Source organism: Lichenibacterium minor, assembly GCF_004137685.1.
Lineage (GTDB): Bacteria > Pseudomonadota > Alphaproteobacteria > Rhizobiales > Beijerinckiaceae > Lichenihabitans > Lichenihabitans minor.
On sequence record NZ_QYBB01000008.1, the window covers coordinates 159,282 to 182,350 of the forward strand.

The 23,069-nt window shown below is 71.6% G+C and carries 22 protein-coding genes and 1 other annotated feature; of the genes, 14 read left to right on the top strand and 8 right to left on the bottom strand.

Translation table 11 applies throughout. The features are described from left to right. Nucleotides 1-112: 112 nt before the first annotated feature. Complete coding sequence (locus D3273_RS09735; protein ID WP_129225895.1) at nt 113-1,207, top strand: catalase family protein; 1,095 nt, start codon at nt 113-115, stop codon at nt 1,205-1,207. A gap of 120 nt (nt 1,208-1,327) precedes the next feature. On the opposite strand, the gene D3273_RS09740 is transcribed toward D3273_RS09735, so the two are convergent. From D3273_RS09740 to D3273_RS09750, 3 genes are all read right to left on the bottom strand, one after another. Beyond that, entirely contained in the window at nt 1,328-1,627 is a 300-nt protein-coding gene (locus D3273_RS09740) for a hypothetical protein (protein WP_129225897.1), read from the bottom strand. A 73-nt stretch (nt 1,628-1,700) separates the two neighbouring features. Further along, nucleotides 1,701-2,327 carry a PDZ domain-containing protein gene (locus D3273_RS09745; RefSeq protein WP_129225899.1) on the bottom strand — a complete coding sequence of 209 codons (627 nt, stop codon included), beginning with the start codon at nt 2,325-2,327 and terminating at the stop codon, nt 1,701-1,703. A 29-nt stretch (nt 2,328-2,356) separates the two neighbouring features. Beyond that, complete coding sequence (locus D3273_RS09750; RefSeq protein ID WP_165359445.1) at nt 2,357-2,809, bottom strand: YidB family protein; 453 nt, start codon at nt 2,807-2,809, stop codon at nt 2,357-2,359. A gap of 432 nt (nt 2,810-3,241) precedes the next feature. Here D3273_RS09750 and flhA point away from each other — a divergent pair, with 432 nt between their 5' ends. The 6 genes from flhA to D3273_RS09780 all read left to right on the top strand — a co-directional run bounded on the left by flhA (nt 3,242) and on the right by D3273_RS09780 (nt 9,824). Further along, the gene (flhA, locus tag D3273_RS09755) at nt 3,242-5,362 is read left to right on the top strand and encodes a flagellar biosynthesis protein FlhA (RefSeq protein ID WP_129225903.1); all 2,121 of its coding nucleotides are present in this window, start codon (nt 3,242-3,244) and stop codon (nt 5,360-5,362) included. 31 nt (nt 5,363-5,393) lie between these two features. Next, complete coding sequence (locus D3273_RS09760; RefSeq protein WP_129225905.1) at nt 5,394-6,161, top strand: flagellar biosynthetic protein FliR; 768 nt, start codon at nt 5,394-5,396, stop codon at nt 6,159-6,161. A 10-nt stretch (nt 6,162-6,171) separates the two neighbouring features. Continuing rightward, complete coding sequence (locus D3273_RS09765; protein ID WP_129225907.1) at nt 6,172-6,573, top strand: hypothetical protein; 402 nt, start codon at nt 6,172-6,174, stop codon at nt 6,571-6,573. Nucleotides 6,574-6,876: 303 nt separating this feature from the next. Beyond that, a complete protein-coding gene (locus D3273_RS09770; protein WP_129225909.1) occupies nt 6,877-7,320 on the top strand; it encodes a RusA family crossover junction endodeoxyribonuclease in 444 nt (147 codons plus the stop codon). Further along, entirely contained in the window at nt 7,320-7,964 is a 645-nt protein-coding gene (locus D3273_RS09775; RefSeq protein ID WP_129225911.1) for a hypothetical protein, read from the top strand. Before D3273_RS09770 ends, D3273_RS09775 begins: the two co-directional genes overlap by 1 nt. 282 nt (nt 7,965-8,246) lie before the next feature. Next, nucleotides 8,247-8,302, top strand: a sequence feature (sul1 is cis-regulatory element that is thought to sense ions involved in sulfur or methionine metabolism; They are found in Alphaproteobacteria). A gap of 55 nt (nt 8,303-8,357) precedes the next feature. Further along, a complete protein-coding gene (locus tag D3273_RS09780; protein WP_129225913.1) occupies nt 8,358-9,824 on the top strand; it encodes a SulP family inorganic anion transporter in 1,467 nt (488 codons plus the stop codon). A gap of 139 nt (nt 9,825-9,963) precedes the next feature. On the opposite strand, the gene D3273_RS09785 is transcribed toward D3273_RS09780, so the two are convergent. Further along, nucleotides 9,964-10,755, bottom strand: a complete 792-nt coding sequence (locus D3273_RS09785; RefSeq protein WP_129225915.1) for a transporter substrate-binding domain-containing protein — start codon at nt 10,753-10,755, stop codon at nt 9,964-9,966. Between the two features lie 195 nt (nt 10,756-10,950). Here D3273_RS09785 and D3273_RS09790 point away from each other — a divergent pair, with 195 nt between their 5' ends. Further along, nucleotides 10,951-11,124, top strand: a complete 174-nt coding sequence (locus tag D3273_RS09790; RefSeq protein ID WP_129220574.1) for a DUF1328 domain-containing protein — start codon at nt 10,951-10,953, stop codon at nt 11,122-11,124. Nucleotides 11,125-11,196: 72 nt separating this feature from the next. Here the strand turns inward: D3273_RS09790 and D3273_RS09795 are convergent, their stop codons facing one another. Further along, on the bottom strand, nt 11,197-11,448 hold the full coding sequence (locus tag D3273_RS09795; RefSeq protein ID WP_129225917.1) for a hypothetical protein: 252 nt from the start codon (nt 11,446-11,448) through the stop codon (nt 11,197-11,199). Between the two features lie 107 nt (nt 11,449-11,555). On the opposite strand from D3273_RS09795, the gene polA reads away from it, so the two are divergent. Then, entirely contained in the window at nt 11,556-14,672 is a 3,117-nt protein-coding gene (gene polA / locus D3273_RS09800; protein WP_129225919.1) for a DNA polymerase I, read from the top strand. A 338-nt stretch (nt 14,673-15,010) separates the two neighbouring features. On the opposite strand, the gene D3273_RS09805 is transcribed toward polA, so the two are convergent. The 3 genes from D3273_RS09805 to D3273_RS09815 form a co-directional block, all read right to left on the bottom strand. After that, entirely contained in the window at nt 15,011-15,901 is an 891-nt protein-coding gene (locus tag D3273_RS09805; RefSeq protein WP_129225921.1) for an RNA polymerase factor sigma-32, read from the bottom strand. 127 nt (nt 15,902-16,028) lie between these two features. Beyond that, nucleotides 16,029-17,546 (bottom strand): M48 family metalloprotease, encoded by a 1,518-nt coding sequence (locus D3273_RS09810; RefSeq protein ID WP_245501089.1) that lies wholly within the window; start codon nt 17,544-17,546, stop codon nt 16,029-16,031. Between the two features lie 154 nt (nt 17,547-17,700). Beyond that, entirely contained in the window at nt 17,701-18,303 is a 603-nt protein-coding gene (locus D3273_RS09815) for a c-type cytochrome (RefSeq protein ID WP_129225923.1), read from the bottom strand. 159 nt (nt 18,304-18,462) lie between these two features. Between D3273_RS09815 and D3273_RS09820 the strand changes: the two genes are divergently transcribed. Genes D3273_RS09820 through D3273_RS09840 form a run of 5 tightly spaced genes read left to right on the top strand, consistent with a single transcriptional unit; the run spans nt 18,463 to nt 23,068 of the window. Next, entirely contained in the window at nt 18,463-19,194 is a 732-nt protein-coding gene (locus D3273_RS09820; RefSeq protein WP_129225924.1) for a 3-deoxy-manno-octulosonate cytidylyltransferase, read from the top strand. Continuing rightward, a complete protein-coding gene (locus D3273_RS09825; protein ID WP_129225926.1) occupies nt 19,191-20,048 on the top strand; it encodes a prephenate dehydratase in 858 nt (285 codons plus the stop codon). The genes D3273_RS09820 and D3273_RS09825 overlap by 4 nt, the downstream gene beginning before the upstream one ends. A gap of 30 nt (nt 20,049-20,078) precedes the next feature. Then, nucleotides 20,079-22,403 (top strand): Tex family protein, encoded by a 2,325-nt coding sequence (locus D3273_RS09830; RefSeq protein WP_129225928.1) that lies wholly within the window; start codon nt 20,079-20,081, stop codon nt 22,401-22,403. Between the two features lie 59 nt (nt 22,404-22,462). Further along, complete coding sequence (locus tag D3273_RS09835; protein ID WP_129225930.1) at nt 22,463-22,654, top strand: hypothetical protein; 192 nt, start codon at nt 22,463-22,465, stop codon at nt 22,652-22,654. Between the two features lie 15 nt (nt 22,655-22,669). Continuing rightward, the gene (locus D3273_RS09840; RefSeq protein WP_129225932.1) at nt 22,670-23,068 is read left to right on the top strand and encodes a hypothetical protein; all 399 of its coding nucleotides are present in this window, start codon (nt 22,670-22,672) and stop codon (nt 23,066-23,068) included. Nucleotide 23,069: the final 1 nt, after the last annotated feature.

A 23,069-nucleotide genomic window follows, 5' to 3' on the forward strand; every position in this document is an offset into this window, starting at 1 on the left:
GGGCCCGGCGCCGCGCATCCCCCACGGGTGGCTCGGCGTTGGCTCTCGACCGCCCCGCCGTCGCGGCGACCCGAAGGGGCCGGACGAGGGGCCAGACGGGGACCACACCGCCATGCCGGCTCGAGACTACATCCGCTACAGCGACGACATCGAGGTGCTCCCGGCGGGCGAGGACGAGGCCATCGCCGGCATCATCGCCGCGATGACCCACGAGAGCCGGAAGGTCGCGGCGCGCGAGGGCCACACCGTGCGGGCGTCGCACGCCAAGGCCAGCGCCTTCCTGAAGGGCGAGCTGCGCGTGCTCGACGGCCTTGCGCCGGAGCTGCGCCAGGGGCTGTTCGCGGAGCCCAGGACCTTTCCGGTGGCGGTGCGCATGGCGCAGGGGCCGGGCGAGCACCTGCCCGACAGCGTGTCGACGCACCGCGGCCTGGCGTTCAAGGTGCTGGACGCCGCGGGACCCAAGATCGACGGCCACGCCGAGGACACGCAGGACTTCGTCCTGGCCACCGGCCCGGTGTTCCCGAACCCTGACGCCGCGGCCTTCCTGCGGGCCATGAAGGGCATCGAGGCCACGGCAGGAGGGCGCGAAACGCTGAAGGGGGTGGTGTCCAACGCCGCGCGCCAGCTCGACAAGGTGGTGTTGGCGGTGAAGGGCGACCACAGCCCGCTGCTCGACTTCTTCGGCCACACGCCGCGCCATCCGCTGACGGACACCTATTACAGCCAGGCGGCGCTGCGCTACGGCGACTACGTCGCCAAGATCTGCCTCGTGCCGGTGTCTCCCGGGCAGGACGCGCTCGGCGACGGCCCGATGGACACGTCGGGCCGCCCCGACGCCTTTCGGGACGCCACGGTGGCGTATTTCGGCGAGGCGGGGGCCGAGTTCGAGCTCCGCGTGCAGCTCTGCACCGACCTCGCGTCCATGCCGGTCGAAGACGCGTCCGTGCGCTGGCCCGAGGACGAGAGCCCGTATCAGGCGGTCGCGCGGCTGGTGCTGCCGCGGCAGGACGCGCTCGGCGAAGCGCGGCGCGCCTTCATGACGGAGCGCATGTCGTTCCGCCCGGCCCACAGCCTCGCGGCGCATCGCCCCCTGGGCTCGCTGATGCGGGCGCGGCTGAAAACCTACCCGGCGCTCGCCGCCCATCGCCGCAACCAGAACGGCGCCGAAGCCGCCGAGCCCACGTCGCTCGACCAGATCCCGGACTGAGCGCTTGCGAACGGGGGCCCGGGTTCGAGGCGGCCCCGGGTTCCCGGCGGCGGGACCATGAAAAAGGGCGGGCGGCCCGGAGGCCGCCCGCCCTGGATCCCGCGTCGTGCGAGTCCGCGGTCAGAACCGGCGGTAGCCGTAGCCGCCGTAGGGCCGCCGATAGCCCAGGAACGGGCGGACGAAGGGGCGCACGAACGGACGGCGATAGCCGTAGAACCGCCGGCGCACGAAGGGGCGGACGAAGGGCCGGACGAACGGGCGGCGATAACCGTAGCCGTAATAATAGACGTGCTCGAGCGGGGCCGCGGAAGCGGCCGGGCTCAGCGGCTGGACCGGCATGGCCTGCGCGTCGGCCACGGCGACGGTCGCGCCGGCCAGGGCGAGGGCGCCGACGACGATGCCCTTCCAAGACATATGCATGGTGATGTCCTTTCGTTGTGGCGGGACGATGGGCCCGCGCGGATGAACCGCGCGTGACCGTCGTGGAAGGCGCTCAGCGCACCGCGGCGGGCTGCCGCTTGAAGCGGTTGAAGCAGCCGAGCTTGTAGCAGCCGAACAGCGCCACCGCGGCGGCGCCGATCGCCACCTTGGTGCCGGTCGACAGCGTGCCGCCTTCCGCCGGCGCCGCGTCGCCGGGCTGGGCGGCCGGGGGCGCGGTCGCGACCGCCGGGGCCGCACCGCCAGCGGACGGGCCGCCGAGCGTGGCGGTCAAGCGCTGGGCATCCTGCGGGCCGCCGCCGGCGGGGAGGAAGTCGACCGCGATCTGCCGGCCCGGCGCGACCGAGCCGACGTAGTCGGCGAAGGCCGGCACGGTGGGGAACACGCGCCCGTCGACCGACACGATCTGGTCGCCCTTGCGGAAGCCCGCCTGGGCGCCCGCGGCTCCGGCCTTGACGCTGTTGACGCGCAGCAGGCGGAACGTCATCCCGCCGCTGGTGATCTGCTCGCCCGGCCCGACGTTCAGGCCGAGCGTGCCGCCGGCCTTGGGCAGCGCGTCGGCGTCGTTCGCGGACAGGAACCGGTAGTTCATCGCGTTCTCGGCATAGGCCGGGGCGATCCCCGGCTGCAGGCCGAGGAAGGACGCCAGGACCAGGGCCGAAACGGTGCGTTTTCCGATCATGGGGTGAGGTCCGTCAGGGGATCGGGAGGTCAAACGTTCATCGAGCCGTCGCCGGCTCCCCCGCCCTGCGTGGCGCCGTCGACGGCCTGGGGCAGTTCCTGGCTGAGCTGCTGGAGGAAGTCGCCGTGGTCCATGCCGGCCTGGGCCGCCATCTGCTGGGTCTGGCCCTGGCCGAAGACGCTCTGGAGCTGGTCGGGCGAGACGGACTGGTTGGCGCCGTTGCCGATCCAGGATTCCGCGATGTGGCCGAGGCCGGCCTGCTGGAACTGCGACACCAGCCCGCCGATGCCGCCCGCGCCGCCGAGCGCACTGGCGATGCCGCCTGCCGCGCCGCCGGGAGCCTGGTTCTCGTACTGGCCGCCGCCCGCGCCGCCGCCGCCGAGCACGCTGGAAATGATGCCGCCGAGGGGCGAACCGCCGCCGGTGGCCTGGTTGTTCTGGCCGCCGAGCAGGCCGCCGATGATCGAATCGAGAATGCCCATGGTGAACTCCGCCTGTGAGGCCCGCACCGCGCCCCGCGCCGCTCCGGGACGAGCGGGGGAAGGCGGGCGGCACGCCGATCTTGAAAAGGATGGACCTCGGGCGCGCGACCGGCACCGACGACGCACGAGGTTCAGGGCACCACTTGGCCTGGACGGGCCGAGACTGCTTCCTTCCGGGCGCCCCGCGGAGGCCCGGACGGTCCTCTCGCGGGGATCCATGAGCCCCGATAACCGGCACGGGGGAGCTTGGTTCCCGGCCGGGCCCGCCCGCGCTCAACAGTGAGTTTCAGCTCACTGACCAACCCGCGGCGCCGCCGCCGCCCGCGGGCCGGTCGCCGCTGCGGGTGCCCACCCCGGCGCAAGCTCGCGGCGCCACCCTTCCGGCCGGACTGGACCGGCCCCGCGCGGGGCCGGCCGCGGCGGCAGGATCCCATGAGCATCGCGACCATCACTCCGGCGAGGGCACAGCAGGCGAAGGCCGCCGCGGCCCGGGCGCCGCGCCGCGGCGGCCGCGACGTGGGCTTCGCCATCGGCATCGTGGCGATCCTGTCGATCTTCTTCCTGCCGATCCCGTCCTTCATGATCGACATGGGGCTGGCCTTCTCGATCGCGCTGTCGGTGCTGATCCTGATGGTGGCGCTGTGGATCGAGCGACCGCTCGACTTCTCCGCCTTCCCCACCGTGCTGCTCGTCGCCACGTTGCTGCGCTTGTCGCTCAACATCGCCACGACGCGCCTCATCCTGTCGAACGGCTCGGAAGGGTCCAACGCGGCGGGCTTCATCATCGGCGGCTTTTCGCGGCTGGTGATGGGCGGCGACTTCGTCATCGGCCTCATCGTCTTCGCGATCCTGCTCACCATCAACTTCGTGGTCATCACCAAGGGCGCGACCCGCATCGCCGAGGTGGGCGCCCGCTTCACGCTCGACGCCATCCCGGGCAAGCAGATGGCGATCGACGCCGACCTGTCGGCCGGCCTCATCGACGACAAGGAAGCGCAGCGCCGCCGCCGCGAGCTCGAGGAGGAGAGCGCCTTCTTCGGCTCGATGGACGGCGCGTCCAAGTTCGTGCGCGGCGACGCGGTGGCGGGCCTCATTATCCTGGCCGTCAACGTGTTCGGCGGCATCGTCATCGGCGTCACCCGCCACGGCATGCCGTTCGGCCAAGCGGCCGACGTGTTCGCCAAGCTGTCGGTCGGCGACGGCCTCGTGTCGCAGATCCCGTCCCTCATCGTGTCGCTCGGCGCGGCGCTGCTCGTGTCCAAGGGCGGCACGCGCGGCTCGACCGAGAAGGCGGTGATGAACCAGCTCGTGCATTTCCCGCGCGCGCTGCTGGTCGCCGCCCTGATGATGTTCCTGCTGGCGGTGGTGCCGGGCCTGCCCTTCTTCCCCTTCGCGTTCCTCGGCGGCCTGATGGTGGCGGCCGGCACCGTGCTGCCGCGCCGCCTCGCCGCCGCCAAGGCGGCGGAAGACCGCGACGCCGCCCAGAAGGCCGACGCCGCCGCGGTGGCGGAAACCAAGGATTCGGTGAAGGAGTTCCTGCGCACGGCCGAGATCGAGATCGCCATGGGCAAGCAGCTCGCGGCCCGCCTGCTGCCGTCCGGGACCGAACTCGCCCACCGCGTCACCAAGATGCGGCGCAAGTTCGCCAAGCAATACGGCTTCGTGGTGCCCGAGATCAAAGTGTCGGACAGCATGGACGTGCCGCCGAAATCCTACCAGATCCGCATCCACGGCACCGTGGTGGTGTCCCAGGAGCTGCGGCTCGGCGAGTCGCTGATCATCACCGGCGACGGCCGCAGGCCCGACCTGCCCGGCATCGACACCCGCGAGCCCGCCTTCGGCATGAAGGCCCTCTGGGTGTCGGACGCCTACGCGGCCGAAGCCAAGCGCCAGAACTTCCAAACGGTCGACACCCTGTCGATCCTGCTCACCCACCTCAGCGAGGTCATCCGCAACAACCTGAGCCAGCTGCTGTCCTACAAGGACATGCGCGCGCTGCTCGACCGGCTGGAGCCGGAATACAAGAAGCTGATCGACGACATGTGCCCGGGCCAGATCTCCTATTCGGGGCTGCAGGCCGTGCTGAAGCTGCTGCTCGGCGAGCGCGTGTCGATCCGCAACCTCCACCTGATCCTCGAAGCCATCGCCGAGATCGTGCCGCACGTCCGCCGGTCCGAACAGGTGGCCGAGCACGTGCGGGTGCGGATGAGCCAGCAGATCTGCGGCGACCTCGCCGACAACGGCGTGCTGAAGGTGCTGCGGCTCGGCAACCGCTGGGACCTCGCCTTCCACCAGAGCGTCAAGCGCGACGCCAAGGGCGAGGTGACGGAGTTCGAACTCGACCCGCGGCTCGTCGAGCAGTTCGGCCAGGAAGCCTCCGCGGCCATCCGCGAGCGCATGGACGGGGGCCACAGTTTCGTCCTCATCGCGGCGCCTGAAGTCAGGACCTACGTCCGCATGATCGTGGAGCGCATGTTCGCCACCCTGCCGGTGCTGTCGCACCTCGAGATCGCCCGCGGCCTGGAGATCAAGCCGCTGGGCACGGTGTCGTGAGCGCCGCACGGGATCCCCGACGCGCGCGGGCTTGCGGCGCACCGTGAACGACGGCGCTTCGGCGTCGGTGCTGGCGGCCTTCGTGGTGTTCAGCCGCATCGGCGCCTGCCTGCTCCTCATGCCGGGGTTCTCGTCGCCCCGCATCCCCGTGCAGGTCCGGCTGTTCATCGCGGTCGCGGTCGCGCTGGCGCTGACGCCGCTGCAGATCGACGCCATCCGTCCCCTCGTGGCCGACGGGCAGCCGGTGCACCTCCTGCGCGTCATGGGCTCGGAGCTGTTCGTCGGCGCCGCCATCGGGCTGTTCGGCCGGGTGTTCTTCGTCGCGCTGGAGTTCATCGGCGTGGCGGTGGCCATGTCGGTGGGGCTCAGCGCCAACCTCGGCGTCCCCGTCGAGGCCGACGAAACGCTGCCGGCGCTGACCACGCTGCTGACGCTGGCCGCCACGGCGCTGATGTTCCTGACCGACCTCCACCTCGAAGTCTTCCGGGCGCTCGAAGCCTCCTACGGCAGCCTGCCGATCGCCGACGGCTTCGCGCCGCGCTTCGCGCTCGACCAGCTCGTGTCCAAGGCCAACGAGGCCTTCCTGCTGGCGCTGCGGATCGGCAGCCCGTTCCTGATCTTCTCGCTGGTCGTCAACGTCGCCCTGGGGCTGGTGGGGCGGCTCGTGCCCGGCATCCAGAGCTTCTTCCTGTCGACGCCCTTCCTGCTGATCGGCGGGCTGATCCTGCTGTCGATCGTCATCAGGCCGATGCTGCTGATCTTCATCGACGCCTTCGGGCGCTTCCTGGTGACCGGATGAGGGCGCGCCCGTGACCGAACGCTTGAAGGCCATGAAGCGGGTCCTGAAGGTGCAGGACCAGCTCAAGCGCTCCGCCGACTGGCGCCTCGCCGAAGCCGAACGCTCCGCCGCCGAGGTCGAGGCCGCGAAGGAGGAACTCGCCCGCTTCTGCGACGGCGAACTGCTGACGGGCCCGATCGCCGGCGCCGCGGCGGCCCAGGCCCTGCGCCTCGCCGCACGCGGCATCGCCGCCGCGAAGACCGTCGACGCCGAAGCCGAAGCGATGCGGGACGCCACGGCGCGCCAGAAGCTCGTCGCCAAGGGCGTGGACGCGCTGGCGCGCGAGGAAGCCGCGGCCCGCGAGCGCAAGGACCTGGAGCGGCTGATCGAGGGCTTCGCGGCGCGGGCGGCGGCCGTGGGCGGGGACGGCTGAGAGTTTGTGAATGAATGCCCTCTTGGCCGAAACCGAGGGCAACGTCCTCGATGTTCTCAAAGGGCCTTCAGGCACAAATCCGATACATTGACAAAATCCGAGGTGGGAAACGTCGGGCATGGGCCGGGCCGGGTACGCTGCCCTGCACGTTCGCGCCGTTCGAGGGGCCGGAAAGGTGTCGGCGCGCGACGCGCCGTCGGTGTCGGGGCGGGCGCTCCCCACCGGGGCCCGGGCTTTCGGTTGGAAGATGAGCCGGTGATCGGTTAGGGTCGACCGACGTTTCAGGTCAAGCCGGCTCGCGTGATGAGGAAGCCCGACCGATATCGCTTCGACGACGTCCGAAAGCCGGACTTCGAGTTCTGCGTATCGGGGCGGCCTGTCTCGGCCCAAGCGAAGAACCGGCTCGCGCTGCAGAGCTGGAAACGTCAGGTGGGCGCCGCGGCCATCGCCGCTTGGCCCGGGGGGCGCGATATGTTGCGGAGCGACCTCCGCCTCCATGTCACCCATTACGCGGAACGGCGGATAGCCGACAGGGACAACCTTCTGAAGCCCATACAGGACGCCCTCCAGGGGATCGTTTATCGGGACGATGGGCAGATCGTCGACACGGCCTGCAACTGGCGCAACATCAACGGGAGTTTCACCGTGAGGCACGTCTTCCTGTCAGTCGCGGTGTCGTTCTCGATCGGTGTCGAGTTCCTGCACGTCCGAGTGTGGACCGGCACCGGCGAAGGGGATCTCGGCTGATGGCGAGGGGCGAAGCAGCGCGGGAACGCGACGCGCAGCGCCGGGTCGCCCGGCGCTACAGGATGATGGGCTACGACGTGGTCGAGCGCCCCAGCCCCGAGGTCCTTCCAGATTTCATGGACGGCATCTTGCCCGACGTCGTCGCCCGCAGCGTGTCCGACAATGTGGTCGTGGAGATCAAGACGCATGCGTCGCTCACGGGATCGAACGACCTCGTCGCGATGGCGGAGAAGGTTTCAGCTCACCCGGACTGGCGGTTCGAACTGGTCGTCATGGACGATGCGACAACCGCCGCGGCGGAGATCTCGGACGCGGAGTTCGAAGCCCGCCTCGCGAGAGCCCGACACGCCGCCGAGGTGGGCTCGGCCGACGTCGCCTTCGCCTTCCTGGTTCAACTGATCGCCATTGTGGCGCGCGACCTCGCCGGCCGCAACGGCGTGGGCCAGCGCGGGAAGTCGGATCGTGACGTGTTGATCGACCTCGGATTCGAGGGGATCGTCCCCCCTCCTCTGCTCGAACGGTGCCTCGCCGCCGTCGGGCAAGCGGCGGAGCGGATGAGGATGACGGGCAGCGATGCCGTCCCGTCATCGGAGGCCGTGGCCGAGCTGTCGGACCTTTGCGACGGACTGCGCCAGCTGTTGTGATACGGCATACGGCTGGACAGGCCGGGACGGTATCGCAAGCCCGCGCGGCGCCTGCGCGAATCCGGCTTCCGCGCTGCGAAGCGATCTCGCAGAAGCCGTGTGAGATCCGGAAGGGCGCCACCCGTTCGGGATGCAGGGGCAGGCCAGGCTCGACGGCCATGCGGACAGGCTCTGACATCGATTGACAGAGATGCTGACGCGTCTCCGTCGGGTCGCGGTCGCCCGCGAGCAGGCGCCGCTGTTGCATCGCAGCACGGATCCGCGCTACGGTCCCGGCATTCGACAGGACCCGGTGCGAACCCGGGTGGCTCTTCCGGCCGCCGATCCGCCGGACCACGCAGAGGACCCGCCCGCCGTACAGCGCGCCCGGCCGTCCTTGCGAGACCCTCACCCATGACATTCTCCACCCTCCGCCGGGAGTGGCTCCGCCGACCCGTGCGGGAAATGCTGGCCGGCGCCGTCGCCACCGTGGCGCTGATCCCCGAAGTCATCGCCTTCTCCTTCGCGGCCGGCGTCGACCCGCAGGTCGGCCTCTACGCGTCCTTCGTGATCGGGGTCGTCATCGCATTCGCGGGCGGCCGGCCCGCCATGATCTCGGCCGCGGCGGGCTCCGTCGCCCTGGTGGCGGCGCCGCTCGTCCACGCCCACGGGCTCCCCTACCTGCTCGCCGCGGGGCTGCTGGCGGGCGCCATCCAGGTCCTGTTCGGGGCGCTGCGCCTCGGCGTGCTCATGCGCTTCGTGTCGAAATCGGTGCGGACCGGCTTCGTCAACGCCCTGGCGATCCTCATCTTCTCCGCCCAGGTGCCGCAGGTGCTCGGCGCCGCCTGGGCCACCTGGGCGGTGCTCCTCGCTGGCCTGGCGCTGATCTACCTCGTGCCGCTCGTCACCCGGGCCATCCCGTCGCCGCTGATCGCCATCCTGGTCCTCACCGCGGCCTCGATCGGGCTGCACCTGCCGGTGAGGACGGTGGCGGACCTCGGCCGCCTGCCGGACGCGTTGCCGCTGTTCGCCTGGCCGTCCGTGCCGTTCGACCTCGGCACGCTGGGCATCGTCGCCGGCCCGGCGCTGGCCATCGCGGCCGTGGGCCTGCTCGAATCGATGATGACCGCCGGCGTCGTCGACGACCTGACGCAGACGTCGAGCGCGCGGAACCGCGAATGCGCGGGGCTGGGCCTCGCCAACATGGCGTCGAGCCTGTTCGGCGGCATCGCGGGCTGCGGCATGATCGGGCAGACCGTGTCCAACGTGAAGTACGGCGGGCGCGGGCGCCTGTCGACGCTCTTCGCCGGCGCCTTCCTGCTGGTGCTGATGGTGGCGCTGAAGCCTTGGGTGTCCCAGGTGCCGGTGGCGGCGCTGGTGGCCGTGATGGTGATGGTGTCGGTCGACACGTTCGACTGGTCGTCGCTGCGCGGGCTGCTGGCCCATCCCAAGGTGTCGAGCGCCGTGATGCTCGCCACCGTGGCGACCACGGTGGCGACGGCCAACCTCGCCCTCGGGGTCGGCGTCGGCGTGCTGCTCAGCGGCGTGTTCTTCGCCTTCAAGGTGGCGGGCCTGCTCGACGTCGCGGCCGAGCGCGACGAGGCGGCCGGGCGGCTCACCTACCGCGTGGCGGGACAGGTGTTCTTCGCGTCCGCCGACGCTTTCGTGGACAGCTTCGACACGGGTGCCGCCGCGGGCCTCGCCGTGGTGATCGACGTGGCGAAGGCGCATTTCTGGGACGTCACCGCGGTGGCGGCGCTCGACAAGGTCGTGGCGCGCTTCCGCGCGCAGGGCGCGGTCGTCGATGTGGTGGGGCTCAACCAGGCGAGCGCGACCCTCATCGACCGGCTCGACAAAGGTCCCGCGCTCGGCGGGGCGTGAGCGCTCGCGTTCGATGCCAGGCGACGGAAGTGTCGACGCGTTTCCGTCGCGCCGCACGAGCGGCGGCGCGCGTTCGCGCTGGCCAGCGATCGCGATCTTTGTCGCCGGCGTGGCGGCTCGGCTCGCGCGCCGGTCGTGATCAGTCCAGCCAGGCCTTCACGGCCGCGGCATAGCTGCCGTCGAGCTGCTTGCCGTGGATGTACTGGTCGACGAAGAGCTTGAAGGCGATGTCGCGCGGCAGCAGCCACGCCTTTTCGGAGCGGTCGAAGGGGCGGTCGGGATGGATGGCGCAGAGGCCCGGGTTCAGCTTCTGCTGCAGCCGCGTTTCCACGCCGTCGGTGATCATCACGTCGGCCCGGCCCTCCGCCACCTCGCGAAAGATCGTCCGGTTGTCGGGAAACAGGACGATCTGCGCCGCATGCAGATGCGCCCGGTCGAACCGCTCGTTGGTGCCGCCGGGGTTCACGGCCACGCGCACCTCCGGCCGGTCGATGGCGTCGAGCCCGTCGTATTTCGCGGCGTCGGCGCAGCGCGCGATGGCGGCCTTGCCGTCGACGTCCGTCGGCACGGAGAAGAAGCCGGCGCGCTGGCGGTCGAGCGTCACCGACACGCCGCCCGCCAGCACGTCGAACCGGCCGGCGGCGAAATCGGCCATCAGCGTCGGCCAGCTCGTCTTCACGAAGACCGGCTCGGCGCCGAGCGCGTGGGCGAGCCCCGTCGTGAGGTCGACGTCGAGGCCCGAGAAGGCGCCGGTCGCGGGATCCTGCACGCCGAAGGGCTTGTAGTCCCCGGGCAGGCCGACGCGGAGCTGGTGGGACGCGACGACCCGGTCGAGCAGCGTCCCCGGGGCGGGAACGTCCTCTGCGCAGGCCGCCCCGCCGGCGACGAGCGCCAGCGCCGCCACCATCGATCTCGCCCCGTGTTTCGCCATCGCCGGATGCTCCCCTGAACCGCGCGCAGAATGGACCGCCGACGCGGCGGGGTCGACCGTCCCCGGGGGCGCGCCCCATCGAGCCGGGTCGCGCGATCGGCGTTCATCCACAACTTTGCGACAATCCGGCGCAGCGCCGCGGAACCTGGGCAGGATCGGCGCATTGAGGCAGGACTGTGCTAGGGGGTTCGTCCGATGCTCAAATGGGCTCTGATTTTCTTCATCATTTCGATCGTCGCCGGCGTGTTCGGGTTCGGCGGCATCTCGGCGGGCGCCGCCGACATCGCCAAGATCCTGTTCTACATCTTCGTCGTGATCTTCGTGATCTTCCTGATCCTGGGCGTGATGGCCGGCAAGGCCGTGACCTGACGCTTCACGCATCGGCCGATACGCAAAAGGGGCGCCGCGAGGCGCCCCTTTCTCGTCCTGCCTCCCTGCCGTTCAGGTCTTGGAGCGGCGCGGCGACAGGTTGACGACCTTGCGGTCGCGGTCGGCGGGCAGGTCCTCGCGCTCCGGGTCGTCGGGATCGTCGTCCTCGGGCCCGTCGTTCTCCCACAGCGACAGGCTCTGGACGAGGTTGGCGTCCGCGTCGATCACCACCGACACTTCGAGGTCCACCACCTCGGCGTCCTGCGGGAAGCGGCTCAGGTGCTCGATCAGCTTGGCGACCGTCATGACTCGTTCTTCGCCCATCGCATCGCACTCCACGTTTCGCGGGTGAGCCTTAGCACATCGCCGCGGGCGGCTCGCCTCCGGCGTCGTTCCGTGGAATGAAGCACGCGGAACCGAGGAACCCCGCCATGGCCCAGAACCGCCCCGTCGCCGCCGGCGACCACGTCTTCCTGGTGGACGCCTCGGCCTTCATCTTCCGCGCCTATTTCCAATCCATCCGCCAGGACCAGAAATACAATTACCGCTCCGACAAGCTGCCCACCGGCGCGGTCCGGCTCTTCGCCACCAAGCTGCTGCAGTTCGTGCGCGAGGGCGCCATGGGCACGATGCCCACCCACCTCGCCGTAATCTTCGACAAGAGCGAGAACTCGTTCCGCAAGGAGCTCTTCCCCGCCTACAAGGCGCACCGCAGCGAGCCGCCGGAAGACCTCGTGCCGCAGTTCCACCTGATGCGCGAAGCCGTCCGCGCCTTCGGCATGGTGCCGGTGGAGCAGGCCACCTACGAGGCCGACGACCTCATCGCCACCTACGCCCGCCACGCCCGCGAGGCCGGCGCCGACGTCACGATCGTGTCGCCCGACAAGGACCTGATGCAGGTCGTGGGCGAAGGCGTGTCCATGTACGACCCCGCGTCCGGCGTGCCGGGCGCCGCCGGCGCCCGCGACGAGCGGCTGATCGGCGTCGACGAGGTGATGGCCTATTTCGGCGTCGGGCCCGAGCGCGTGGTGGACGTGCAGGCGCTGGCGGGCGATTCCACCGACAACGTGCCGGGCGCGCCCGGCATCGGCATCAAGACCGCCGCGCAGCTGATCAACGAATACGGTGACCTCGACGCCCTGATGGCCCGCGCCGCCGAGATCAAGCAACCGAAGCGCCGCGAAGCCCTCACCCTGCCCGAGAACGTCGAGCGCATCCGCGTGTCGCGCGAGCTGGTGAAGCTTTGCGACACCGTGGAGGTGAACGTGCCGCTCGACGCGCTGCGGCTGCCCCGCACGGAGGGCGAGAAGCTCGTGGCCTTCTGCAAGGCGCTGGAGTTCACCACGCTGACGCGCCGCATCGGCGAGTTCTACGGCGTCGAGCCCGGCGAGGTGGAGCCGGACGACCGGCTCGTCGGCCCCGGCGGCTGGCGCACCCGCCACGGCGCGCCCGCCGCCCCCGTCGAGGAGGGCGGCGGCATCATCGCCACCGGCGAAGCCCCGGCGGAGCCCGCCGAGCATCGCGACGCCGCCGCCATCGCGGCGGCCCTGCCGAAGCTCGACGGCCCCGCGACGCTGGCCGCCGCGCGCGCCGCCGAAATGCGCGCCCTGCCGTTCGACCACGCGAAATACCGCACGATCACCACGCTGGACGCGCTCGACGCCGCCATCGCGCAGGCGCGCGAGGCGGGCGTGGTGGCGGTCGACACCGAAACGACCTCGCTCGACGCCCGGGTGGCGGAGCTCGTCGGCGTGGCGCTCGCCATCGCGCCCGGCGAGGCCGTCTATATCCCGGTCGGCCACCTCGCCCCCCCTCCCCCGGCCCCGCCGCCCGCGCCGAAGAAGACCAAGAAGGAGAAGGCCGCCGCCGAAGCCGCCGGGCTCTTCGCCGCGGACGCGCCCGCGCCCGCCGCCGCCGAGGCCGCCGCGCCCGTTCAGCTGGAGCTGCGCGACGTGATCGACCGGCTGCGCCCCCTCCTCCAGGCGCCGGACGTGCTGAAGGTGGCGCAGAACATGAAGTACGATTGGCTGGTCTTCGCCAGCCACGGCATCACGGTGGCGCCCTTCGACGACACGATGCTGATGTCCTACGTGCTCGATGCCGCCGCGACCGTCGACACCCACGGCATGGACCAGCTCGCCAAGCGCCACCTCGGCCACGAGCCGATCCCCTTCAAGGAGGTGGCGGGCTCGGGCAAGAGCTTCGTCGGCTTCGCCCGCGTGGCCCTCGACAAGGCCACCGCCTACGCGGCCGAGGACGCCGACGTGACGCTGCGGCTGTGGCGCGTGCTGAAGCCGCGCCTCCCCGCCGAAAGCATGACCCAGGTCTACGAGACGCTGGAGCGCCCGCTGGTGCCCGCCCTGGCCCGCATGGAGCGGCGCGGCATCGCCATCGACGCCGACATCCTGTCCCGCCTGTCGGGCGACTTCGCCCAAACCATGGCGCGGCTGGAATCGGAGATCCACGAGGCGGCGGGCGAGCCGTTCAACCTCGGCTCGCCGAAGCAGCTCGGCGACATCCTGTTCGGCAAGATGGGCCTGCCCGGCGCCAAGAAGACCGCCACCGGCGCCTGGTCGACCTCCGCCCAGGTGCTCGACGAGCTGGCCGAGACCGGCAACGGCTTCGCCAAGCTGATGCTGGAATGGCGGCAGGTGTCGAAGCTCAAGGCCACCTACACCGACGCCCTGCCGACCTTCGCCGACCGCGGGCGCGTCCACACCTCCTTCGCCCTGGCGGCCACCACCACCGGCCGCCTGTCGTCGTCGGACCCGAACATCCAGAACATCCCGGTGCGGACCGAGGCGGGGCGCAAGATCCGCACCGCCTTCGTGTCGGAGCCGGGGCACAAGCTGGTGTCGGCCGACTATTCCCAAATCGAACTGCGACTGCTCGCCCACATCGCCGACATCCCGCAGCTGAAGCAGGCCTTCGCGGAAGGGCGGGACATCCACGCCACCACGGCCTCCGAAATGTTCGGCGTGCCGCTGGCCGAGATGACCGGCGAGGTGCGGCGGCGCGCCAAGGCGATCAACTTCGGCATCATCTACGGCATCTCGGCCTTCGGCTTGGCCAACCAGCTGTCGATCGGGCGGCAGGAGGCGGGCGACTACATCAAGACCTATTTCGAGCGGTTCCCCGGCATCCGCGACTACATGGAAGCGACGAAGAAGACCGCACGGGCGCAGGGGTTCGTGACGACGCTGTTCGGCCGCAAGTGCCACTACCCGCGCATCAACGCCTCGAACCCGTCGGAGCGGGCCTTCAACGAGCGCGCGGCGATCAACATGCCGATCCAGGGCACGGCCGCGGACATCATCCGCCGCGCCATGGTGCGGATGGACGGGGCGCTGCAGGCCGAGAAGCTCGAAGCGAAGATGCTGCTGCAGGTCCACGACGAGCTGGTGTTCGAGATCGCCGACGCCGAGGTCGAGCGCGCCATCCCGGTGATCAAGCGCGTGATGGTGGAAGCGCCGCATCCGGCGGTGTCGCTGTCCGTGCCCCTCGCCGTCGAGGCGGGCGCGGCGCACAACTGGGACGAGGCGCACTGAGAGTTTGTGAATGAATGCCCGTCTAGCGGAAACTGAGGGAAATTTCCCTCAGGTTTTCCAAGGGGCATTCAGGCCCAAGTTCGATACATCGACACAGTCTGAAGCCGGCGTCCGGCATGGGCCCGCGCCAGCCCCGCCATGCCGGGCCTGCCCCGGGACCGGGCGGTGCGGCCGGGCACGATGCCGACAGGTCCCGCCCCGTCGGATCGCCTGGATCCCGGGTCTCCGCGTCGCCCGGAACGGCACTGTCGAGACCAATGTCTCAGCCGGCGACAGAGCCGCATCGGGGCCCCGCCCCTAAAGCCGCCGAGAGGCCTCAGCCCCTCGAAAACCCGGAATCAGGCCCCCATCGCCACCAGGGCGCGGGCGGCGTCGGCCTCGGTGCGGTCGGACAGCGCGCGGCGCAGCTTCTCCATCGCGCGGTTCTCGATCTGCCGGACGCGCTCCTTCGAGATGCCGAGCCGCGAGCCCAGGGCTTCCAGGGTGGCGGCATTCTCCTCGAGGCGCCGCTCGCGCACGATGCGCAGTTCGCGCTCGCTCAACACGCCCAGCGCTTCGCGCAGCCACAGGATGCGCCGATCCCCGTCGATGGCCTCGCCCACCGTCTCGTCCTGCAGCGGCTTGTCGTCGACCAGGAACTCCACCCGCTCCGTCTGCCCGGACGACTCGGTGTCGGTCACCGGCGCGTTCAGCGACACGTCCGGCCCGCTCAACCGCGTGTCCATCAGCTCGACGTCGGCGGGCGACACGCCGATCGCCAGCGCGATCGTGTTGAACATGGACGCGTTCGATTCCGCCCCGCCGCCGTCGCGCGACAGCTTGGCGCGCAGCCGGCGGAGGTTGAAGAACAGCGCCTTCTGGGCCGAGCTCGTGCCCCCGCGCACGATCGACCAGTTGCGCAGGATGTAGTCCTGGATGGAAGCCCGGATCCACCACGTCGCGTAGGTGGAGAAGCGCACCTCGCGCTCCGGCTCGAAGCGCGCCGCGGCTTCGAGCAGGCCGACGTGACCTTCCTGGATCAGGTCGGCGATCGGCAGGCCGTAATGGCGGAAGCGGGCCGCCAGCGCGATGACGAGGCGCATGTGGGCGGCGGCGAGCTCGTGGAGCGCGCGCTCGTCGCCCTTGTGGCGCCAGCTTTCGGCCAAGGCGCGCTCCTCGTCCCGCTCGAGGAAGCGGGCCGACATCGCGGCCTTGACGAACTGCCGCCTCACGCCCGCCATCTGCAACATGGTCGCTCTCCCCGGGTGGTCCAGGTGAGATACGCGGCAGCCTTGCGAAGGTTTCAGATCCCGTTAGGGTTCGGCCGGGATGCACTGCGGCAAACTCGCCCCTGGTCGATCTGGTGCGCTCGCCCGGCTATTCAACCACGATCTTGTAGCGCCGCGCCGCTTCGAGCTGGGTCCCCTCAAGGCCGTTCAGCGTTTCGAAGGTTTCGAGCGGGTGGTCCGGCACCGCCATGCGGGACGCGAAGGCGTCCGCCCCCTCCCCGGCGGCCGCGGTCGCCACCGACACCCGCATCGGCTTCACGTCGCGCGCGTCCTCGGGCGTGACGCGGCGGAACGTGTCGATGCTGTCGCGGAACCGCCGGTCGGCGTCCGGCGTCAGGTCCTTGGCGGCGAAGGTCAGGCGGTACACGTCGTTGCCGACCCTGATGGCGGCCAGCCGGAACGACCAGGCATCCGCCTTGGCGGTGGCCGTGACGGCGTCGAGCCCGTTGACCTTCAGCGCCTCGGCGGGGCTCGCCTGCAGCCCGTCGATCCAGCCCTTGGCGATGAAGCTGTCGAGCGTCTGCCCGGGGGCGAGCTTCAAGCTGTCGAGCCGCAGCGCTTCGGTGCCGGCCGGCGTCACGCCCAGCACCGCCTGGGCCGAGTTCTCGAGCACGAAGTCGTCCGGCGCCGTGAAGGCAAAGCCGAGCTTCGGGTGGATGAAGCGCCGGCCGCGCACGAAGCCCTGCGCGGGGTCGTCGCCGTACAGGATGCCGTCGATGGCGGCGAGATAGCGGTCGTGGCCCGTTTCGCCGATGCCGGGCGCCGAAATCCCGCGCGCCACCGCCACCGCATGGGCGACGCGCTCTGGCGTCGAGGGGTGGGTCGCCATCATGTCGGGCTTGGCGTCGGCGCCGGGGTGGAGCGACTGGCGCAGGTCCGTGGCCCGGCCGAGCGACACTAGGAAGCGCGACGCCGCGAAAGGGTCGTAGCCCGCCTTGGCGATGACCCGGATGCCCACCTGGTCGGCGTCCATCTCCTGCTGGCGCGAGAAGGCCGCGAGGGAGAACTGGGCGTAGTTCTGGAAATTCCTCTGGCGGCTCTGGTCGTCGATGACCGAGGCCGCCTTCGCGATCACGGCCGAGTTGCGCTCGATCTCGGCGCGGCGCAGCGCGTGACGTTCGGTGACGTGGGCGATCTCGTGCGCCATCACGGCGGCGACCTCGCTCGTGTCGTTGGCCAGCGCCAGCAGCCCGCGCGACACGAAGATGTCGCCCGACGGCAGCGCGAAGGCGTTGACGACCGGCGAGTTCAGCACCGTGACGCGATACACTTGGCTCGGCGTGTCCGAGGCGGCGGCGAGCTTCACCAGCACGTCGTCGAGGAAGTGTTCCGTGGCGGGGGCGCGGTAGTCGCCCCCGTAGAAGCCCAGGAGCTGCTTGCGCTCGCGCGCCGCCGGCGTGTCGACGCCCGTGGTGCGCGGCGCCGCCGGCGGCAGCGGCACCGTCAGGGCGGCGGGGATGGGCTGGACCCTGTCCTCCATCGTGCCCGCGCAGCCCGCGAGCAGCAGGGCCGCCAGGGCGGATGCGGCAGCGGCGCGCACCCGGGCCGCCGGGGCGCGGGGCGCGCTCCGGAAACCGTGGTGGCTCGATTCCGCTGCCGTCGCCATCCCGAGTCGGTCGCCCCGTGTCCGCCGCATCGCCCCTGTCTAGCGGGGCTCCGGCGGGGGCGTCCAGTGTTTCGCGGGCGCGGGTGGCCAGCCGCGGCGGCCCGCATCGCGGGCCCGCTTCCGCGTCCCCGGGTGCAACCGGCGCGGGGCGGCCTCAGCCCTTCTTGGCGGGCTCCGTCGACGCCGGCAGGGCGTCGGCGGGCGCGGCATCGGTGACGGCCGGCAGGGGCTGCGGGTTGTCCGACAGGGTGTGGAGGTAGTCGAGGATGTCGGCGCGCTTCTGCGGGTCCTCTTCGCCCGCATAGGTCATCTTGGTGCCGGGGGCATAGCCCTTGGGCGACGTGATGAAGGCGTTGATCTTGTCCAGCGTCCAGTCGCCGCCCTTGCCCTTGATGGCTTCCGAATAGCCGAAGCCCGCCACGCCGCCGACCGGGCGGCCGAGGACGCCCCACAGCGGGGGGCCGACCTTGGCGGCGGCGCCCTTCTCGAAATTGTGGCAGGCCCCGCAGGCCTTGGCGAGCGAGGCGCCCTTCTCGACGCTGGCCGAGGCGAGCAGCACGGGCAGGGGCTTGGCGGGCGCCGCGGTCTTGCTGTCGCCGGCGCCGGCGGTTTCGGCCGCCGCCAGGGGCAGGTCGTAGCCCGGCTTGCCGGGCTCGGCCGGGGAATACAGCCAGCCGGCGAGAAGGCCCAACCCCATGGTCGCTAGGAGGGTGCCGAGCACGCCGCCGGCGACCTTGTTGACCTCGAACGAATCCATGGCCGCGCCGTCCCCCGATCATCCCGGCGATGGCGCGTCGCGGACGGCCCCGCCTTTGGAGCCATTCAACACTTTGCCGTGAGCTTGGCAACACGTATAAGCGCGGCCCCGCACGCCATCTCGACCCCGAGTGGCCACCGTCCCGAGGGGTGCCAGCCCGTGAACCCCATCGTGCTGATCCCCGCCCGCCTGGCGGCGACCCGCCTGCCCGGCAAGCCGCTGCTCCCCATCGCGGGCGTCCCGATGGTCGTGCAGGTGTGGCGCCGCGCCCGCGAAGCCGACGTCGGCCCCGTGGTGGTCGCCACCGACGACCCCCGCATCGCCGCGGCCGTCGAGGCCGAGGGCGGCCGGGCCGCCCTGACCCGCGCCGACCACCCGTCCGGCACGGACCGCATCCACGAAGCCCTGGAGCTGGTCGACCCCGACGGGCGCCACGACACCGTGGTCAACCTGCAGGGCGACCTGCCGACCGTCGACCCGCGGATCGTCGGCGCGGCCCTGCTGCCCCTCGCCGACCCCGATGTGGCGATGTCCACCCTCGCGGCCGTGATCGCGCGGGCCGAGGAGCGGGCGGACCCCAACGTCGTCAAGCTGGTGGGCAGCGAGGTCGCGCCGGGGCGCCTGCGGGCGCTCTACTTCACCCGCGCCACCGCGCCCTGGGGCGACGGGCCGCTGCACCACCACATCGGCCTCTACGCCTTCCGCCGCGCGGCGCTGCGGCGCTTCGTGGCGCTGCCGCCGTCCCCGCTCGAGCGGCGCGAGAAGCTCGAACAGCTGCGCGCGCTGGAAGCCGGGATGCGGATCGACGCCATGGTGGTGGACACGGTGCCGCTGGGCGTCGACAACCCCGCCGAACTCGCCCGCGCCCGCGCCATCCTGGAGCCAGCATGAACACCCTCATCGCCTACCAGGGGGAGCCCGGCGCCTTCTCGCACCAGTCCTGCCAGGCCGTTTACCCGGACCGGCAGCCCCTGGCCTGCCCGACCTTCGAGGACGCCTTCGCGGCCGTGACGGAGGGGCGTGCCGCCCTCGCCATGATCCCCATCGACAATTCGATCGCGGGCCGGGTCGCCGACATCCACGCGCTGCTGCCGAAATCCGAGCTCAACATCGTGGGCGAGTTCTTTCTGCCCGTGCACTTCCAGCTGATGGGGGTGCCGGGCGCGCGGATCGAGGAGCTTCGCACCGTGCAAAGCCACATCCACGCGCTGGGGCAGTGCCGCAAGCTGATCCGCCGCCTGGGCCTCAAGGCGCTCGTCGCCGGCGACACGGCCGGCTCGGCCCGGGAAGTGGCGGCCGCGGGCGACCGGAGCCGCGCTTCGCTGTCGCCGCGCCTCGCCGCCGGCATCTACGGGCTCGACATCCTCGCCGAGGACGTCGAGGACGAGGAGCACAACACGACGCGCTTCGTGGTGCTGTCGCGCGAGCCGTCCCCGGCCGCCGCGGGGGGCGGCCCCGTGGTGACCACCTTCATGTTCCGGGTGAAGAACCTTCCGGCGGCGCTCTACAAGGGGCTCGGCGGCTTCGCCACCAACGGCGTCAACATGACCAAGCTCGAATCCTACATGGTCGAGGGCGAGTTCACCGCCACGCAGTTCCTCGCCGACGTCGAGGGCCATCCGGACGACGACGCCGTGCGCCGCGCCTTCGACGAGCTGCAGTTCTTTTCCCGCGAGTTCCGCGTGCTCGGCACCTATCCGGCGCACCCCTTCCGGGTGGACAGCGCCCACGCCGAGCGGGACTGAGCGGGGCCGACCCCCATCGAAGGAAACGCCATGGCCGATCCCATCCTGTCCCGCATCGCCGTCGAACTCGGCGTCCGCGACGCTCAGGTGGCCGCCGCGGTGGCGCTGCTCGACGGCGGCGCGACGGTGCCCTTCGTGGCCCGCTACCGGAAGGAAGCCACGGGCTCGCTCGACGACGTCCAGCTCCGCCGCCTCGAGGAGCGCCTGGGCGCCCTCCGCGAGCTCGAAGACCGGCGCGCGGCGGTGCTGAAGTCGGTGCGCGAGCAGGGCAAGCTCGACCCGAAGCTCGAAGCCGCGATCCTCGCCGCCGACACCCGGGCGCGGCTGGAGGACATCTACCTCCCCTTCCGCCCGAAGCGCCGCACCAAGGCCGAGATCGCCCGCGAAGCCGGCCTCGGCCCCTTGGCGGACGCCCTGCTGGCCCGCCCGGACGCCGACCCGGCGGCGCTGGCGGCCCGCTTCGCCGATGCCGCGAAGGGCGTCGGCGATGCGAGCGCCGCGCTGGACGGCGCCCGCGCCATCCTGGTCGAGCGGTTCGGCGAGGACGCCGACCTCGTGGGCTCGCTGCGCGACGCCCTGTGGAAGCGCGGCCGGATGGCGGCGAAGGTGAGACGCGGCCAGGCCGAGGCCGGCGCCAAGTTCGCCGACTATTTCGATTTCGCGGAAGCCCCTGCGAAGCTGCCCTCGCACCGGGTGCTGGCGCTGTTCCGCGGCGAGCGCGACGGCGTGCTCGACCTCGACATCCGCCCCGAGCCGGAGCCGGAAGCCCGAAAGGGGCCGGGCCAGCCCGAGCTCGCCATCATGGGCCGTTTCGGCCTGTCGGACCGCGGCCGCCCCGGCGACGGCTGGATGGCGGAAACGGTGCGGGGCGCGTGGCGCTCCAAGATCCTGCCGCGGCTCGACACGGACCTGCGCGGCCGGCTGCGCGAGGCGGCGGAAGCGGAAGCCGCGCGGGTCTTCGCCGCCAACCTGCGCGACCTGCTGCTGGCGGCGCCGGCGGGCGCCCGCGCCACTCTGGGCCTCGACCCCGGGTTCCGCTCCGGCACCAAGGCGGCCGTGGTGGACCGCACCGGCCGGGTGCTGGCCACCGCCACCGTGTACCCGCACGAGCCGCAGCGGCGCTGGGACGAGGCGCTGGCGGTGCTGGGCCGGCTCGCCGCGCAGCACCGCGTCGAGCTCGTGGCGATCGGCAACGGCACGGCGTCGCGCGAAACCGACCGGCTCGCCGCCGAGCTGCTCCGCCAGAACCCGGCGCTCAGCATGGCCAAGGTCGTCGTGTCCGAGGCCGGCGCCTCGGTGTATTCGGCTTCGGCCACCGCGTCCGAGGAGCTGCCCGGCCTCGACGTGACGCTGCGCGGCGCCGTGTCGATCGCGCGCCGCCTGCAGGACCCCCTGGCCGAACTCGTCAAGATCGACCCGAAGGCGATCGGCGTCGGGCAATACCAGCACGACATCGACGAGGCGCGCCTGTCGCGCTCGCTCGACGGCGTCGTGGAGGATTGTGTCAACGCCGTCGGGGTGGAGGTCAACATGGCGTCGGCGCCGCTGCTGGCGCGGGTCGCCGGGGTCGGGCCGGTGCTGGCCGCCAACATCGTGGCGCACCGCGACGCCAACGGGCCGTTCCCGTCGCGCAAGGCCCTGAAGAAGGTGCCGCGCATGGGGCCCAAGGCCTTCGAGCAATGCGCGGGCTTCCTGCGCATCGCGGGGGGCGAGGACCCGCTCGACGCGTCGGGCGTCCATCCGGAAAGCTACCCGGTGGTGCGCCGCATCCTGGAAGCCGCCAAGGTCGACGCGCGCGGGCTCATCGGCAATGCGGCCGTGCTGCGCTCCCTGCAGCCCGGGAGCTTCGCCGACGCGAGCTTCGGCCTGCCCACCGTGACGGACATCCTGCGCGAACTGGAGAAGCCGGGCCGCGACCCCCGCCCCGCCTTCAAGGCCGTGACCTTCAAGGAGGGCGTGGAAACGATCGGCGACCTGCAGGTCGGCATGGTGCTGGAAGGCGCCGTCACCAACGTGGCAGCCTTCGGCGCCTTCGTCGACATCGGGGTGCACCAGGACGGCCTGGTGCACATGTCCGCCATGAGCCGCAGCTTCGTGAAGGACCCGCGCGAGGTGGTGAAGCCGGGCGACGTGGTGCGGGTGAAGGTGCTGGAGGTCGACCGGCCCCGCAAGCGCATCGCCCTGACGCTGCGGCTCGACGACGAGCCCGGGGCGGCGAAGCCGGAGCGGACCGCCGGGCCGAGGGGCCCCGCGCGGCCCGCGCCGGCCCAGCCGTCCCCGGCCCCGGCCCCGGCGGCCGGGGGCGCCCTGGCGGACGCGCTGCGGCGGGCCGGCAACGCGGTGCGCCGGCCGTGAGGGCTGGACGATGCGCGGCGCCGCGCCATAACGACGGCACGACCACCGAGGACAACCCCATGAAGATCTTGACCATCGCCGCCGCGCTCGGCGTGCTCTGCCTGCCGCTCGCCGCGGTGTCGACCCCCGCCCTGGCCGCCTCCGCCCACAATTCCCAGCTGGGCAGCATGGGCGACACGCACAACAACGCCACCCCCTCGGGCATGCACAAGCGCATGAAGCAGATGCGGAACCGCGCCCGTCACATGTGATCCGGGACCGGGCCCGTGATCTACATCCTCCTCAACATCCGGGCCATCGCGCTCGCGACGGCGGGCGGTTTGATCGTCGGTGCCCTCTACAAGCTGGTCGGCGGAGCATCCACCGGAGCCTCCGGGTTCTCCGTCCCGCTGATCGTCACGGCCGTCCTGGCCGAGTTCTGGCTGGCGTCCATCCTCGCCGGCGCGCTGATCCTGGCGCCGCCCCGCGCCGGCCCCTGGGTGATGGCGATCGGCAGCGCGGTGGTGATCTGGATCGGCTTCGTCCTGCCCGCGCTGCTCGTCACCGCCCTGTCGCGCGGGCTGTCCTTCGGGGCCGGCCTGGCGGATGCCGGCCATTGGCTCGCCGCCATGGTGGTGCAGGCCGTCGTGCTCCACCTCGTCGGGCTGGTCAGGCCGCCGGACTGAC